At 57.6% G+C, this 13,626-nt stretch carries 16 protein-coding genes; 10 read left to right on the forward strand and 6 right to left on the reverse strand.

Annotated features, from left to right (window positions below):
* The 10 genes from ACSQ25_RS24715 (at position 1) to ACSQ25_RS24760 (ending at position 9,306) form a co-directional block, all read left to right on the forward strand.
* On the forward strand, positions 1-810 hold the full coding sequence (locus ACSQ25_RS24715) for a PRTRC system ThiF family protein (protein WP_436108385.1): 810 nt from the start codon (positions 1-3) through the stop codon (positions 808-810).
* Between the two features lie 136 nt (positions 811-946).
* The gene (locus tag ACSQ25_RS24720) at positions 947-1,987 is read left to right on the forward strand and encodes a phosphoadenosine phosphosulfate reductase domain-containing protein (protein ID WP_436108386.1); all 1,041 of its coding nucleotides are present in this window, start codon (positions 947-949) and stop codon (positions 1,985-1,987) included.
* Positions 1,988-2,358: 371 nt separating this feature from the next.
* Positions 2,359-2,673 (forward strand): hypothetical protein, encoded by a 315-nt coding sequence (locus ACSQ25_RS24725; RefSeq protein WP_436108387.1) that lies wholly within the window; start codon positions 2,359-2,361, stop codon positions 2,671-2,673.
* Between the two features lie 310 nt (positions 2,674-2,983).
* Positions 2,984-3,238 carry a hypothetical protein gene (locus ACSQ25_RS24730; protein ID WP_436108388.1) on the forward strand — a complete coding sequence of 85 codons (255 nt, stop codon included), beginning with the start codon at positions 2,984-2,986 and terminating at the stop codon, positions 3,236-3,238.
* A gap of 4 nt (positions 3,239-3,242) precedes the next feature.
* A complete protein-coding gene (locus ACSQ25_RS24735; protein WP_436108389.1) occupies positions 3,243-3,365 on the forward strand; it encodes a hypothetical protein in 123 nt (40 codons plus the stop codon).
* A gap of 162 nt (positions 3,366-3,527) precedes the next feature.
* Positions 3,528-4,484 (forward strand): hypothetical protein, encoded by a 957-nt coding sequence (locus ACSQ25_RS24740; protein WP_436108390.1) that lies wholly within the window; start codon positions 3,528-3,530, stop codon positions 4,482-4,484.
* Positions 4,485-4,628: 144 nt separating this feature from the next.
* Positions 4,629-5,633 carry a hypothetical protein gene (locus tag ACSQ25_RS24745; protein WP_436108391.1) on the forward strand — a complete coding sequence of 335 codons (1,005 nt, stop codon included), beginning with the start codon at positions 4,629-4,631 and terminating at the stop codon, positions 5,631-5,633.
* A 122-nt stretch (positions 5,634-5,755) separates the two neighbouring features.
* Positions 5,756-8,863, forward strand: coding sequence for an SNF2-related protein (locus ACSQ25_RS24750; RefSeq protein ID WP_436108392.1), 3,108 nt, complete (start codon positions 5,756-5,758; stop codon positions 8,861-8,863).
* Between the two features lie 7 nt (positions 8,864-8,870).
* A complete protein-coding gene (locus tag ACSQ25_RS24755) occupies positions 8,871-9,119 on the forward strand; it encodes a hypothetical protein (protein ID WP_436108393.1) in 249 nt (82 codons plus the stop codon).
* The gene (locus ACSQ25_RS24760; RefSeq protein ID WP_436108394.1) at positions 9,112-9,306 is read left to right on the forward strand and encodes a hypothetical protein; all 195 of its coding nucleotides are present in this window, start codon (positions 9,112-9,114) and stop codon (positions 9,304-9,306) included. The genes ACSQ25_RS24755 and ACSQ25_RS24760 overlap by 8 nt, the downstream gene beginning before the upstream one ends.
* A 94-nt stretch (positions 9,307-9,400) precedes the next feature.
* On the opposite strand, the gene ACSQ25_RS24765 is transcribed toward ACSQ25_RS24760, so the two are convergent.
* The 6 genes from ACSQ25_RS24765 to ACSQ25_RS24790 form a co-directional block, all read right to left on the reverse strand.
* Positions 9,401-10,093, reverse strand: coding sequence for a hypothetical protein (locus ACSQ25_RS24765; protein WP_436108395.1), 693 nt, complete (start codon positions 10,091-10,093; stop codon positions 9,401-9,403).
* Between the two features lie 81 nt (positions 10,094-10,174).
* Positions 10,175-12,106: a cold-shock protein gene (locus ACSQ25_RS24770; RefSeq protein WP_436108396.1), complete on the reverse strand. Its 1,932-nt coding sequence runs from the start codon at positions 12,104-12,106 to the stop codon at positions 10,175-10,177.
* Positions 12,107-12,156: 50 nt separating this feature from the next.
* Entirely contained in the window at positions 12,157-12,699 is a 543-nt protein-coding gene (locus tag ACSQ25_RS24775) for an AAA family ATPase (protein ID WP_436108397.1), read from the reverse strand.
* 4 nt (positions 12,700-12,703) lie between these two features.
* Positions 12,704-12,901, reverse strand: coding sequence for a hypothetical protein (locus ACSQ25_RS24780; RefSeq protein WP_436108398.1), 198 nt, complete (start codon positions 12,899-12,901; stop codon positions 12,704-12,706).
* Between the two features lie 3 nt (positions 12,902-12,904).
* Positions 12,905-13,120 (reverse strand): hypothetical protein, encoded by a 216-nt coding sequence (locus ACSQ25_RS24785; protein WP_436108399.1) that lies wholly within the window; start codon positions 13,118-13,120, stop codon positions 12,905-12,907.
* Positions 13,117-13,611: a hypothetical protein gene (locus ACSQ25_RS24790; protein ID WP_436108400.1), complete on the reverse strand. Its 495-nt coding sequence runs from the start codon at positions 13,609-13,611 to the stop codon at positions 13,117-13,119. Before ACSQ25_RS24790 ends, ACSQ25_RS24785 begins: the two co-directional genes overlap by 4 nt.
* Between the last annotated feature and the right edge of the window lie 15 nt (positions 13,612-13,626).

Consider the following 13,626-nt stretch of genomic DNA (forward strand, 5'->3'; position numbering starts at 1 on the left):
ATGAAAGTCGAACACAATATCCATCCGCCACTCCTGCGCGAACTCGTCAAAGTCGCTGTGGTTGGCGCCGGCGGCACCGGCTCGGCCTTGCTACCGCGCCTGATGCAGCTGCATTTTGCGATGAAAGAACTGGGCCATCCCCATGGCCTGCAGGTGACGCTCTACGACGACGACATCGTGTCGAAGGCGAATATCGGGCGCCAGTGCTTCTTCCCGCAAGACGTCGGCCAATACAAGGCAACGCTCATCATCAACCGGCTGAATCAGTGCTGGGGGACGAAGTGGGAAGCTGTACCGAAGAAGGTGAAGAAGTCCGATCGCATCAACGCGGACATCATCATCGGCTGCGTCGATTCCCGTAAAGGCCGGGCAGCAATCATCGGTGCGAGTAGCGGCTATCACTGCTACTACATCGATGCAGGCAACAGCGAGAACACTGGCCAGGTCGTCATCGGCGAGCTTTATGAAGGCAACCGCAAAGCAATTCGGCTGCCGCATGTTGCCGATCTGTTTCCCGATATGGTGAACGTCGAGCTCGATGCGAAAGACGACAAGCCAAGCTGCTCGGTGGCGGAAGCGCTGCAGAAGCAGAGCCTGGTCATCAACAACACGATGGCCAACGAGGTCTTCAATCTGCTGTGGATGCTCTTCCGGAACGGCAAGTTGAACTACTCTGGCAAATTCGTGAACTTGGAAACTGGCGTGTCCCGCCCTATCGCTCTCGACACGGATGTGTGGCAGCGTATGGGGTACGTCGCGCGGGTTCCTAAACAAAAAGCGGCCGCAGCATCTCAAGCTGCTGCTGCGTAACGGCAGCGCCACTCCTGACAGGGGGTGGCGCATGCTTCTCAGATCCCCCCATATCACTGCGCAAGCGCAGCGGTATGTCTCCCCGACAGCACTCCGAATCTAAACGCCGGCCCCCGGCATTGAATAGGAGTCGCAAATGCGTGATTGCAACGGCAGTATCGAAGAACGAGAAGTAGGGCCGCTTGCGCGACCTTCGCAGAAAGACCTTCCTGACCTGGGGAGCTACGACAAAATTCTTTGTGCGGTAAGTGGCGGAAAAGACGGAATAGCGTCATTGCTACTGATTCTGGAAGCGGGCGTCCCAAAGGACCGCATCGAAATCCATCACCACCTGGTCGATGGAAAAGGGCCGAACTTCATGGATTGGCCCGTCAGTTCCAGCTACGTTCGGAAACTGGGAGAAGTACTTGGCATCCGCGTCATCGAGTCATGGCGTGAAGGAGGGTTCCTACGCGAGATGCTACGAGACGGACAGTCTACTGCGCCCGTTTCGTTCGAGACCCTCGAGGGCGAGGTAGTAACGGTTGGCGGAACACGGGGAAAGCCGGGGCGCCGCCGGATGTTTCCGCAGGTGACCGGGAACTTACAGCAACGCTACTGTTCCCCGGCCTTGAAAATTGATGTTTTTTCGAGAATCCTGACGAATGATCTTCGCTTCCGTGGACAGCGCGTTTTGGTTGTCACTGGTGAGCGCGCAGAGGAGTCCGCAAACCGCGCTAATTACGCTGTGTTTGAGAAGCACAGGGACGACCTACGCGACGGCCGGGCTTATACCCGTCATATCGACCACTACCGTCCTGTCCATGCCTTCACGGAGATCCAGGTGTGGGATGTGCTCAAGAGACACTTGATAAACCCCCACCCGGCGTACCACCTAAATTGGAGTCGCATGAGCTGCAGAGGCTGTATTTTTTCTGGACCGAATGAGTGGGCTACAGTCCGCCTGTACATGCCCGGCGCGTTCGAGCCGATTGCATCGTATGAGCGCGAGTTCGGTGTGACAATCAAGCACGGTGAGAGCATTGAGCAGCAAGCAGATCGTGGCATTCCACATATCTGCCAGCTCGAGATGCTTTTGCTGGCCGAAAGCGAAAACTACTACGCTGACATCATCGTACCAGCTGGCACCTGGAGCTATCCTGTCGGCGCATTCAAGAGGGGCAACGGACCCTGCTGACAAACGAGCCCGCCCCCGGAGGGGTGGGCTCGTTGTACTTGCTACTACGCAATGACTTGGATACAATCCTCGTGTCGCTCTGTCGGCAATGTCCCTTCGGCCTCGCGCCACCTGCACCACTTCGTCGCCCGCTGCTCTCGCGCTGACTTACATCCTCAAAGTTACTTTCTCGTCTATACACACGCCCGTATAGATGAGCACCATTCAAATTTTACTATGTCGGATTTCCGGCAATGTATTCATGCCGTTTAGGCATTCCAGAATTCAGCGGGACTAGATTCTTTTCGGAGAATTTAAAACTACTGGATAAACCGTTCAACTTTATTCGGAATGGTCCGAAGGAAAGGGATTCTTATAGAAGGAGACAAATAATGAACGATAGATTCAAAAACAACAAAAACCAAAAACAACAGGATAAACCAGCGAAGAAAGGCCGCTGGGACAATCCTGCCGTCAACATGACCGTCCACGTTATTATGGGGACGTTCATTTTTCTGCTAGTCGCCACCGCTGCATATGGTATTGACCTTTATGTTCACTGGCTGCAAGCGCATGGTGCTACTACGTACCTGGTATTCCTGCTCTCGGGATTTGCCAATGCTCTTGTAACCTTGGACGTTGCCTGCGCACTTTGGTACATCATCAAAAAGATTGCAGACGAATTCTGCGACGATTCTGATGAGTAACGGCTCTGCGAAAGCAATAGCTTAAGATCAGTCACCTCACGCTGATCTGTTGAACGGTCCAACTCGCGAGAGCTGGACCGTTTTTCCTTCGTTCGCTACTTCCCTTCAATTGATGACTCATCAGTCCACGACCGATGAGTAAATACTCAATCCTTTCGCACTGTCGGATTTCCGGCATTGACGTCATGTGGCTCTATGGGCCTTAAAAAAGCACCGGAACTTCTGTCTAGCTATATCGGCAAAAGCGACGGCTTAGAAATTACTTCCTCCCACTGAGAATCTGGAAAGGATTTGTTATGAAGGAAAGAACGTGAAACACGGAACGAAGTGGTATATCACCGTACTCGATAACATCACCCACGCGGTCGTTGGCCTTGTGAGCTTCTTCGCGGTGGCGCTGCCTGCCGTGCTACTGTTCAAGTTCATGAAATACATTGAGAGCCTTGGTGTCGATGGCCTCACGTTGGCAGTGCTGTACACTCTTGAGAGCATCATGCTCTTGATTGACGCCGCACTCGTTGTGAGGTACATTGCAGTCAAGGCATATAATGATTTCAAGGAGTGAAGACATGAGCGAACTCGTGCAACATGTTAAAAAAGTAGCCAAGCAAGATTTTCGTGACTTTTTTGCGCCGATCGTGGCCGCGTATAAATTCGTGAAGCGCGACATCCGTCGCCCAGCAACGCGTTAATCAACAAGTCTCCAGGGCGCAGCCCTGGCAGCACAACAACGGCCCTCTCGTAAGACAGGGCCGTTTGTTTTTCCTCAAGCTCCGGCTTCTCAGGTCACCCTGACAAGCCCTTTTCGGGCGCCTCCATTTCCCCGCCGCACCGCGGCACGAACTGGAGAGCACATGCAATCTCAACAATCACCTGTACCCAGTGGCACTAGCCGCCGTACTGGCTTCGCAAGTTCCGCCGAGCTCGATGACTTGCTCGACCTGGCCACCTCATCAACCAGCAGCCGCAGCACCCCTCAACCTGCATCGCCTATAGCAGCAACGCCGGAGCCGGAATCCCTGCCGCCGATGCCCACTTCGCGCAATGACCTCTTTGCTTCCTACCGGGAGTACCAAAAGAAGATCGCAGCCTTAGCTTTCGAGGTACGGAAGATCGAGGCGCACCTGTTCGGCGACCACTGGGACTCGGTGATCAACACGCCGGAAACCAAGAGCCCCGGTGACATCGCTTACCTGGCAATCGAAAACCTTCTCAAGCAGGCCGAAAAGCAGTACGCACCACCCGGTGGCACGCTGACCATCGATCGCAGCGCTGTCTTTCGCGATCTCGGCCTCGACGAACGCAGTCATTGGCGCTTCATCGAACGGGAGGCACTAGTTCCATTCGACTTGGCCAGGATGCACGCGTACCTTGCCGATGCTTACGGCGGCGACGCCGGCGAAACTGCGGCATACAAGCAAGCTGCAGCCGAGCTGATCAAGTTCTTCCGCTTCGATGACACCGAAGCAGTGGCGACCACGAAGCGGCATGTGGCTTGCACGGTCAGGGTATGGTCGAATCACAAAGACTACGCTCCGAAGGGCACGCTTGAAGTGAGCTACAACGAGCACCAGCGTATCAGCAGGGCATTCCAAGCACTCGCATGCGTGATGGCCTGGGCAGAGCGATACGACCTACAAGCGGCACTGTCCCGCTCAGCTATTGCCGGCTACTGCTTCACCTTCAAGTCGCGGCAACGCGAGACGTTCCCTGGACTCGGCATCATCGCGTTCAAGGAGAAGTGGACGTTTGAATTTGACCATTCCGTTGCCGAGAAGCTGAGGCTGTTCTTGGGCCAGTACGGCGCTTGAGTTGATCGAGCAAAAACTAACTTTTCAATTTCACGACAAGCCCTTCCTGGGCTTGTCCATCGAAGCGTCGATGGACAAGCTGCACCGTCAATGTCAGCGCATCCAGTTTCTATTGCCGCCCTGCGGCACCCACTGGAGAAGCACATGCCCCAACAAGCAATCTCACCGAGCAAGCTACGTTCGAGCCGAAATTACGATACCGGCGACCTCGACGATCTGCTGTCGATCGCCAGCACTCCCCGCAACACCGCGCAGGCACCTACCGCGCCCGTGCTGGCAGCACTGCCTTCAGTTGCAGACAGTGTCGCCAGTATCGAGCCTCTACAACCTGCAACACGTAATGACATTTTCAAGCGCTACATTGAATTTGAGGAAGCGATCAGTGCCGCAGCAGCCAAGATGTCTGGCGCAGAGAACGACGTCCTCGGTTTTGCGCTGACGACCCGCCCTGGAACAAACGGGATCGAGGATCTGGCAAAGCAGGCCATCAACATGATGATCTACAACGCTAAGAAGCAGTTTTCCAACCAGTACAACACGCTATCGATTGAGGTCAGCGAGGTGCTGGCCGCGACAGGTCAGGAAAACTGGCAGAAGGCATTCGAGCAGCCGCCCGTAAGGGCTCGCCGCGGCATCAACACGCCCGACGACCCGCTGGCGCCACGCCGCACGGGCATTCCGGTCGACCTCGAGAAAATCTGGGCCTATCTGGAGAAAACATATGGAGGGGAAGCCGGCCAGGTCGCACTTTACAAGCAGCTCGCCCCATTGCTAATCCGGCGCCTGCACCTGAACGACAAGGATATGCGCCGCACGGCCAACGCTGTCATCGCATACCAAAACATCCGGAGCGAACCAGCAAGCTACGGCTCGAAAACCGGACCCTACAAGCTCTACGAGCGTCGTGATGTCAACGAAGTCTTCGACGCGCTGAGCCACGTGTTCGAGTGGAGCGGCCTGGACGCTTTGTCTCTGGCACTCAAGCCCGAACGCCACAAAATCGGCGACTACAGCTTCACGTTTGAATCGCGCGAGAAGTTCACCTTCCCGGGCCTTGAAATCGTGGCCTTCAAGGACAGCCTGGACTGGAAGTTCAGCAAGCCAGCGGCGGAGAAGTTACAACTCTTCCTCGGCCAGTTCGGCACCTGATCAGCAACCAACCCCTTCAACACTTTCACCGCAAGCCCCACCAGGCTTGCCTATCGCACGATAGGCAAGCTCTCTGCCTGCCAGTTTTTATTCGCCAGCTTCTGGCACTGACAGGAGAAATCATGCAACAACAAGACGATTGGTATGCCCCTCTGCGAAACCTCGTGAGCCTCGGCAGCCGCAAGTCAATCAAGATCGAAAACATGGGCATGCTCGCGGCCGCACGCCGGGAACATCTGGGCCAGTTCTTCACCCCTGACTTTGTCGCTCGCTGGATGTGGAGCTTCATCGCCGATCTGCCGATCCATTCGGTCCTCGACAACTCGATCGGATCCGGCCGACTGCTGCAGTTCGCCGACCCGACGAAGCACATGCTTCTGGGCGTCGACGTGCACCAGCAAACTGTGGACGAAGTCAAACGTGTCGTCAGCGAAGCTGGCTTCAAGTGCGACATCATCTGCGCTGGAATGGAGACTGTCCGGCCGAAGGGCGTCTGCGCGTCGCTCATCAACCCACCCTTCTCGGTGCATCTTGAAAGCGCTGGATTGGAACCGGAGCAGGGCTTTACCCGTATGGGCCGCTTCGGGCCCGACAGTAGCGCCACGAGCGATGAGTATGCAGTCGTGCAAGCACTTAAGGCGTCGCGCGTTGTGCTGGCGCTGCTGCCTCGCTCGAGCGCCGATGCGATTCGCGCGGGCACCGGATGCTGGCAGTCCAACAAGGTGCAATCTCGCCTTCGTGCCGTTTTCGATCTACCGGCAAATACCTTCCGCGAAGAGAACGCCAACGTCCACACCTCCGTCGTAATTTTTGGGGAGGTGGCCAGCAAACGTCCGCCGCTGCACCAGGTCGTGGAATCGTTCGACGATCCGGTACCGGTTCTTGACCTGCTGGATTACGAAAAGACTGCATCACGCGAACCGAAGCTGCGCTATCAGCTGCTCGACGCTGCAGAGCCGACAATCACGCTTCCAGTAACCGGTGATCAAACCGTCAGAATCAGCCTGGATGGCCGCAAGGTCAAACTGCGCTACTTCTGCGGCCTCACGCAAGCCATGGTCGCAAACGCGGTTTTAAAGCGCCGCATCTTCTCGACCGAGCACCACAGGCTGCCAAGCGGCGTCAGGTTCGACGGTGAGGGGAAGCTCGATGTTGAGGTGTACCTGATGCAGTCGGATCCGGTCGCATCGTTCAACAAGTTCGTCGACTCGATTCGTGAGGCCGGCGGCGAACCATGCGTACAGCGTGGCGTGATCGAGGCAATCCAGCGCAAGCATAGGCGCAATCAGCGGGGCACAATGCCGCTGAGGCACACCGTCTGGACCCGAGGCGCCGCGAATATGTCCTGCGTGCGGGGCATCGCGAAAAAGACGCACAACGTGGACCCAAAGTTGTGGGTGTCGCCTGTGATTCAAGAAGGCGAGCAGATCGAGTTCAAGCGGGTAGAGTCCGGCAAGTATTCGTACGAGAAGAAAGGTCGCGACTATGTGATCAGTGCAGACGACCTCGAGGCCAAGTTCACACTCGAAGGGGCCAGCGCTGGGTGGCAAGTTGTGCATGAAGGACTTGCTCAAGCCTATCCGGCAGAAGCGGCCCGCCTGCGCAGCAGGGCGCTTAAGCTCGGCATCGAAAAGTGGCTCTCGTGGGATTTCCAATTGGATGACCTCATCGAGATGACAATGAAACCTTGGGGAGGGACCGCGGCGTGGCAAATGGCCTGTGGGAAGAGCCGGCTGGGTGTCGCGCTTATCCGCCTGTCCGGGGTGAAGCACGGGCTCATCGTCGTGGAATCACGACTGATCGACGAGATGGTCGGGCAGCTTCGCCGCATCGGCATCGGTGCTGAGGACGTCTGCGTAATCGATGCTCCCGCAAAGCTTTCGCAACTCAAGCAGATCAACTTGATCGCCTACGAGCGCCTTCGGATGCTGGTAGATGAATCGGTGTCCAAAAACACGACGTATGCGAAAGCATTGAGGCGCCGCATCGGCCTCGTCGCTGCTGACGAAGGCGAGAGGCTCGCCAACTTCGATAGCGACCAGTCGCGTGCTCTGTTTCAGCTATCCGCCCGCAAGCGGTACATACTAACCGGCACCCCGGTGGCCAACTACCCGCGCGATATACATGGCCTGCTGTTATTCACGGCCGGGGATGGGACAGCGGCGCAGCCATACGGCTACCGTCGTCAATTCCTGGAGGCGTGGCAGGTCGACACCATGCAATACGCTACCCGCGGCATCGAAAAAATCAGAAATGATTTCGTAGTAATTGAATGGTGCACGCACGAATTTTCTGAGACGCTGCGCGAGGGTGCGAAGCGTGAGATCCCGAAGATCGCCAACGTCGAAAAGTACCGCGCGTGGCTGGCCCCACATGTCAAGCGCCGCCTGACCGCTGAACCAGATGTCGCAAAGTACATCACTCTGCCGCCGGCGAAGTTTGAGACGATCGAGGTCGAGTGGGACAGCCAGCACCTGGCTTACTACTTGAAGGCTGCCGATGATTTTGCGGAGATCTACCGCCGTGCCCGCGACAGCGACGAGAAGAACAATCTCGCGCTGCTGCTGGCGAAACTCCAGGCCGTACAAAAAGCGCTGAACATCCCGCAAGCTGGAGTGGAAGGGCTTGGCGTGTACCCGGGCCTCACGTCGAAACAACGTGCAGTCGTCGAGTACATGGTCAACCTCTCGGCCAGGGGGAAGAAAGCGCTGCTGTATTGCGAAAACCCGGCGACGGTGAAGTTGCTCTTTGCCGAGCTGGCCGCACGCGGAATCAAGGCAGTGCAGTTCCACGGCGGGATAAGCATCAAGCGTCGTGTCAAAGCCAAGGACGATGAATTTATCCGAGGCTCTGCCGACCACTTGCTCGCAACTAAAGCGTCCGCCCGTGCGGGCTACAACATCCCAGAAGCTGATTATGTGCTGTTCTACGATCGCTCCTGGAGCGCAAAAACTGAAGGGCAGGCAATGCACCGTCCGATGCGCGTAGAGCGCAAAGAACCGGTGACCGTCGTGTACTTTCATCTCCCTGGATCGCTCGACCACTACCAAGACCAGATGGTCAAGTTCAAAGCAGACTCCGCGCAAGCGGGACTGGATTGGGCAACGCCGGAGTTGGAGGACGCGGAATTTTTGCACCTCTCTACGGTCCTTCAAAACTTCGTCGACGACCTCGGGAAAATTCACAACATGACACCGCGTGCAATGCGCGCGATGTTGAAAGCAGCATAGGAGAAGTATGGAAACTCAAGAAGCAAACGTGCACGTAGGCGATGGCGTGGTAGTCATCCGGCGTAAGGGCTCCAGCATCCCTGCTGTTGCCAAGATCCTCGGCAGCGCTGAGCGGGCAGGGCGACAGCACTTGTACCTTGATCGGCTGGTGCATAAGCCGCACGAGAACGAGTTGGGTGGCTACGCAGTCCACGGTGCGATTTCGAGCATCATGGTCGTGCCGCAGGCCCAGGTACTGGCGCCGGCTGATGCCTAAGCGGCAGCCGAAGGTCTATGCGACACTTCGGCGCTACTTTGACCGCAGCGAGCTTGTCATGTTGGGGTTCCAGCAGGACGGCTCGCAGCTGGTCAAGCGAGGGGCTGGCCGGGTTATCTACGCCACGGCCAGTTCCCTCAACGGGCTGTCGTGGCGGGTGACGCCGTTAGTGAAGCACTGGAAGTGAAACAATCATGTGCCGGGCGATCCGGCTGCACAAAGCAAAAGGCCTGCTCATCGAGCAGGCCTTTTTTTTCGCCCGTCGCTGTGGCGAGACACTGTCACAATGTCTGGACGAGCTTGACCATGTCGTCGACCCAAGCCTGTTTGGCCTCCTGCATCCTGGGCAGAGGGTGCAGGTAGCGGTCGAAACCGTCTACGTGTTTTAACCCCACAAACTGGCCACGCTCGTTGATGGCGTGAGTACACCGCTGTATCAAAGGGTCCAGCTTCGCGCTAGTACCCCATGCGGAGATGATCGGCGCATCCGACGACCGACGCAGGCTATCTGACAGCTCACGTTTCCGAGACGGACAAAAGATCGAGTGCTTGCTGTAGTTATGCTCGGCCTCAAGCGAGCGGTATTGCTTTACGAAGCTGGCGCTTGATGCCTCACGGAGATCGGACAGGTTGAGCACCCTCACGTGGTCCCATCCACAGTAGTGCATCAACCGCATTATCTGGTACTGGGTTGTGTCGGGCTTGGTAGCAACTAAGTTTTTTCGGGTGAATGGAAACGCGGTATGGTCGACTTCCTCTGGGACGGTAGCCAACGGTTGCGAAGATCCTGGGTTCATCATCACCACGATAGCGTCGGGCGCGGCGTCCAGGCGGTTCGGGAACAGCGCATCGCGCACGATTTCGAGCGAGCTTCGGCAGAAGACCCTCTGGCCGCCGACGACGACGTTGTAAAAATGGCCTAGCACTCTGAACTGTTTTTTGAGCTGATCCGCTGGAATAAATTCGCAGGTCATCGCGCCTCCTTACCTAAAAATTGATGACAGGTCGAACTGCTGCCCGACCTGCTCATTATCGCGTGAACGTCGTCGCTTGGCTTATGCGCTGGCCAAGAGCTCCAGCTGCTTTGCCATCAGCCCTTTCGGCCCGCGTGTTGGCGCGAATTCGACGCGGTCGCCCTTGCGTGGCGCCTCGCCGCGGAACCCGTTGGAATTAAAGAAGTAGTCCTCGCCGCTCTCGGCCGCGATGTATCCGTAGCCCTTCGCTGTGTCGAAAAACTTCACGCGACCTGCCAGGCGTGGTTCGTCGCCAGCAAGCGCACGCGTGGCTTGCGATGCGCCTGCGATCGACTCGATGGCTTGCCCCTTCATTGCGCTGCTGGTTGCAGCACGCACAGCGGCATCCAAGCCTCCGATCGAGGCAGCACGTGCCAGATCATTCGCGGAGGTGGGGGTGGCCACGGCGCTTTGCTGGCCGGCGAAGTCGATCAGGCGGCTGGCGATGCTCTTCGCGACGCTGTCCACTGGCGCCATAGCGATGATGCTGCGCTTACCGTCCTTCCCGAACACGACCGACACAATATCGGTAACCCAGACACGCAACGTAGCATCCTGGACGCGGGTCAGCGTCGAGCTGGACAAGGCCGATCCACGGAACTGGTTGCCTACGCTGATCTGGCTCGTCTGGTACGTCCCGCTGCACTCAATCCAGTACAGGCGCGACTTGAACTGCATGCGCGACCAAAGCAGGTGGCCAATGCGGAAGCTCAGTACAGCCACCATCCCCAGCGCCATGACCATCAGCACGGCCCGGCTGATTTCCATGCGGCTCATATCGGCGAACTGCGCGGTGAAATGCGCTGCCGCATAGCCACAGGCGGACGCAGTCGCTACGCCCCATGCACCGAGCAGTAGCAGGAAGCGTGAATAGCGGGTCTGGAACGCTTCGGCCCAGGTTGTGAACTGCATTGTGCTGGTAGGGACAGGCTGCGTTTCTTCGAGCACGAAACCACCGAAGGAACCGCGCTCTTCTTCGGACACCTCCGGCGGAATGTTGGCGTAGGCACGATTCGGGATTCCGCGGACCCACGAATTCTGGAAGTCCCGACTCATTTCGGTCCACAACTGCGCTGGCGGGCAGTTCATCGCGATCTTCGTCTGTTCGCACGAAACGCTGGTACGTGCGGCGCTATCGAGGCGAGAGACGATCGCGAAGAAGAACAGGGTCGACGCAACCATCGAGCCGATCAGGAGCAGGGCCGGGGCAACCCACATCGGCGCTATTGCAAGTTCGGGCGCAACGCGTGGGATCAGGACCGGGGCCATGATAGAGAAGATCACGAGACCCATCAGCTTCCAGAGTGCCTTGTCACCAGTCTCGACAGGCGTGCCGGCCTGCGTGGTTTGGACATTGAGGCTGTCGGGCTTCATGAACGGCGTCGCCAGTGACAGGCCGCTCATCGGCAGGTAAAGCCACGAGGCGATGCCTTCGTATGGCGTGCCCTTGAACACGAAATATGAGACAACCAGGGAAACAAACAGGGCCACCATCGCGATCAGCGAATGGAAGTGCTGCACCGCGGCTGCCTGCACCTGGGTTGGAGAAGTAACCAAGCTGCGCACCATCGAATACAACACACCGTTCAGCGCACCCTTCGGCTCTGGAAACTCGATCGCGCGATGACGGAGCGTTTCAAGGATTTCCTCGGTGCCGAGGCCAACGCCGGCCTCCGTCACCGGAAGCTCTTCCGCAAGCCCGAGCGGAAACTTTCGCCCAAGGTAGAAACGCACCTGAGACAACCCTTGGATCAGCAGCTTGACCGCAACGCCGAGAACGAGCGTAGCGACTACAACGGCGACCAGCGCCACCTTGTCGTTCTGGTTCTTGAACAGCTCTTTGGCCGTCATTAGCGCATGGATACCGCCTGCGCCTGCAGCCAGCGCTGCAATGAAGAGAAACACGTTCTCGTACCGAAACGGATTCGGCGGCTCGTTGAGGAATGTGTCGTCGTGGTTGAATTCGTAGCTCATGGTATGGTCTTTCTGTTGGGTAACAGTGCTATTAGACCATCCATTTGCCCCTACGCAACCTGGAACCGCGCAACCTTGCGTTGTAGCTCACCAACAGCCGCTTCTACGTCAGCGGCATTACGCAGGAATAGACACTGGTGCGACCGGCGCACATGCGCGATCAGCTTTGGCAAGGCTGTTTCCCTTTCCGAGGCCCGCCCAGGTGTCCACTGACGCTTGGTACTGGCGGCGCGGCCCTCGAGCCGTTCATTGCGCAGGCCATTTGGCGTCCATACGACGCAGAAAATCGTCTCTGCCGGGAGCAAGCCAAGCTGCTCAGGCGCGGCTGGGAAGCCATCGAGCACAGTAAGAGCGCTGCCGACCGCATGGTCGACCAGGCGTTTGGCCGTTGGAATAGACAGGACTGCCCCGGGCCGCTCACGGCGCATCGAGGATATCAGTATGGCTGGAACGTCGACAGGGTATTGTCTGGATTGGGCAAGTCTACGCAGAAGGCCAACGCTGATATGCCGATAGCCGTAAAGCGATGCGAGCCTTGCTCCGATCGTTGACTTGCCGCTGCCATGCCGGCCGATGAGACACAGTAGTGGCATGTCCCTAGCTTCGCTTGAGGCGCTCGGCAACCCCAGCTATGTCTGTGCGCACGGAAGTGAGTGTCCCAATCGCCTGAGTCAGCTCGGCGCTCAGTTCGGGGAAACTTTTCTGGACGCGCTGAAGCGTCTTCACACATTCTTTGATGCTGTCCTGGCCGTCGCGCAGGTGTTCTTCTGCGGTGGCGCTGTCGATTTTGTTCATATCTTACGGCTGCTTTACTTGGGTTACGTTCTGGACAGCTGCGGCTGCGACCTCGCCGGCTGCCCACATGGATTTAAAGGATTCAGCGATGTCGGTTGTCAGCAAGAGCCCACCGATTCCAAGCACCACAATCGGCATCTTGAAGACCAGGACCTGACGCTTGCGGCGGGTGGACTGTGCAAGGGCGCCCACAGCTTTGCGGACGAGGCGTGCTCTCATTTTTTAGCCCACAGCTTGACGTCGACGGTAGGGGTGGCAACTGCTTGCTGGCCTGCAGTTGGTGCCTGAGTAGCACCTTTTGCCTCTTTCACGTCCTTCATCAGGACGACGCGCCCATCGTCGGGCACCGCGTCACTCTTACCCGGTTGGTCACTGATGGCGACCTGGGAGACGTCCGCAGCGGGAGGCGTCTTACGCGATCGCTCATGGGCCGCGGCCGGGATGCGCATTGGTTCAGGTATCGGCAACATTAGGGAGTGGGGGCCAGGGGCGATCACTGGAGCAGGCGCTGGCGAAGCTGGTCGTGGCGTCACTTCAACCTGGACACGCAAGGCCTCGACCTCTTGCTTTAGAAGTGCCACCTGGCGCTCCGCGACGCCGACACGGGCTACGAATGCTCGACCTTGAAGATAGCCCTCGGCGCAAAGTAGCGCACCGGCGCACATCCCGCCAAACAAAACTAACTTCTGGAACTTTTCGCCCTTCACCACAACGCGCCTCCTGTC

This window comes from Massilia sp. LjRoot122, from assembly GCF_964252725.1.
GTDB lineage: Bacteria > Pseudomonadota > Gammaproteobacteria > Burkholderiales > Burkholderiaceae_D > Telluria.

What these genes read in the sequence shown, in the direction of transcription:
- ACSQ25_RS24715 (WP_436108385.1), top strand. Translation starts at nt 1, where the DNA reads ATGAAAGTCGAACACAATATCCATCCGCCACTCCTGCGCGAACTCGTC.
- ACSQ25_RS24720 (WP_436108386.1), top strand. Translation starts at nt 947, where the DNA reads ATGCGTGATTGCAACGGCAGTATCGAAGAACGAGAAGTAGGGCCGCTT.
- ACSQ25_RS24725 (WP_436108387.1), top strand. Translation starts at nt 2,359, where the DNA reads ATGAACGATAGATTCAAAAACAACAAAAACCAAAAACAACAGGATAAA.
- ACSQ25_RS24735 (WP_436108389.1), top strand. Translation starts at nt 3,243, where the DNA reads ATGAGCGAACTCGTGCAACATGTTAAAAAAGTAGCCAAGCAAGATTTT.
- ACSQ25_RS24740 (WP_436108390.1), top strand. Translation starts at nt 3,528, where the DNA reads ATGCAATCTCAACAATCACCTGTACCCAGTGGCACTAGCCGCCGTACT.
- ACSQ25_RS24745 (WP_436108391.1), top strand. Translation starts at nt 4,629, where the DNA reads ATGCCCCAACAAGCAATCTCACCGAGCAAGCTACGTTCGAGCCGAAAT.
- ACSQ25_RS24750 (WP_436108392.1), top strand. Translation starts at nt 5,756, where the DNA reads ATGCAACAACAAGACGATTGGTATGCCCCTCTGCGAAACCTCGTGAGC.
- ACSQ25_RS24755 (WP_436108393.1), top strand. Translation starts at nt 8,871, where the DNA reads ATGGAAACTCAAGAAGCAAACGTGCACGTAGGCGATGGCGTGGTAGTC.
- ACSQ25_RS24760 (WP_436108394.1), top strand. Translation starts at nt 9,112, where the DNA reads ATGCCTAAGCGGCAGCCGAAGGTCTATGCGACACTTCGGCGCTACTTT.
- ACSQ25_RS24765 (WP_436108395.1), bottom strand. Translation starts at nt 10,093, where the DNA reads ATGACCTGCGAATTTATTCCAGCGGATCAGCTCAAAAAACAGTTCAGA.
- ACSQ25_RS24770 (WP_436108396.1), bottom strand. Translation starts at nt 12,106, where the DNA reads ATGAGCTACGAATTCAACCACGACGACACATTCCTCAACGAGCCGCCG.
- ACSQ25_RS24775 (WP_436108397.1), bottom strand. Translation starts at nt 12,699, where the DNA reads ATGCCACTACTGTGTCTCATCGGCCGGCATGGCAGCGGCAAGTCAACG.
- ACSQ25_RS24780 (WP_436108398.1), bottom strand. Translation starts at nt 12,901, where the DNA reads ATGAACAAAATCGACAGCGCCACCGCAGAAGAACACCTGCGCGACGGC.
- ACSQ25_RS24785 (WP_436108399.1), bottom strand. Translation starts at nt 13,120, where the DNA reads ATGAGAGCACGCCTCGTCCGCAAAGCTGTGGGCGCCCTTGCACAGTCC.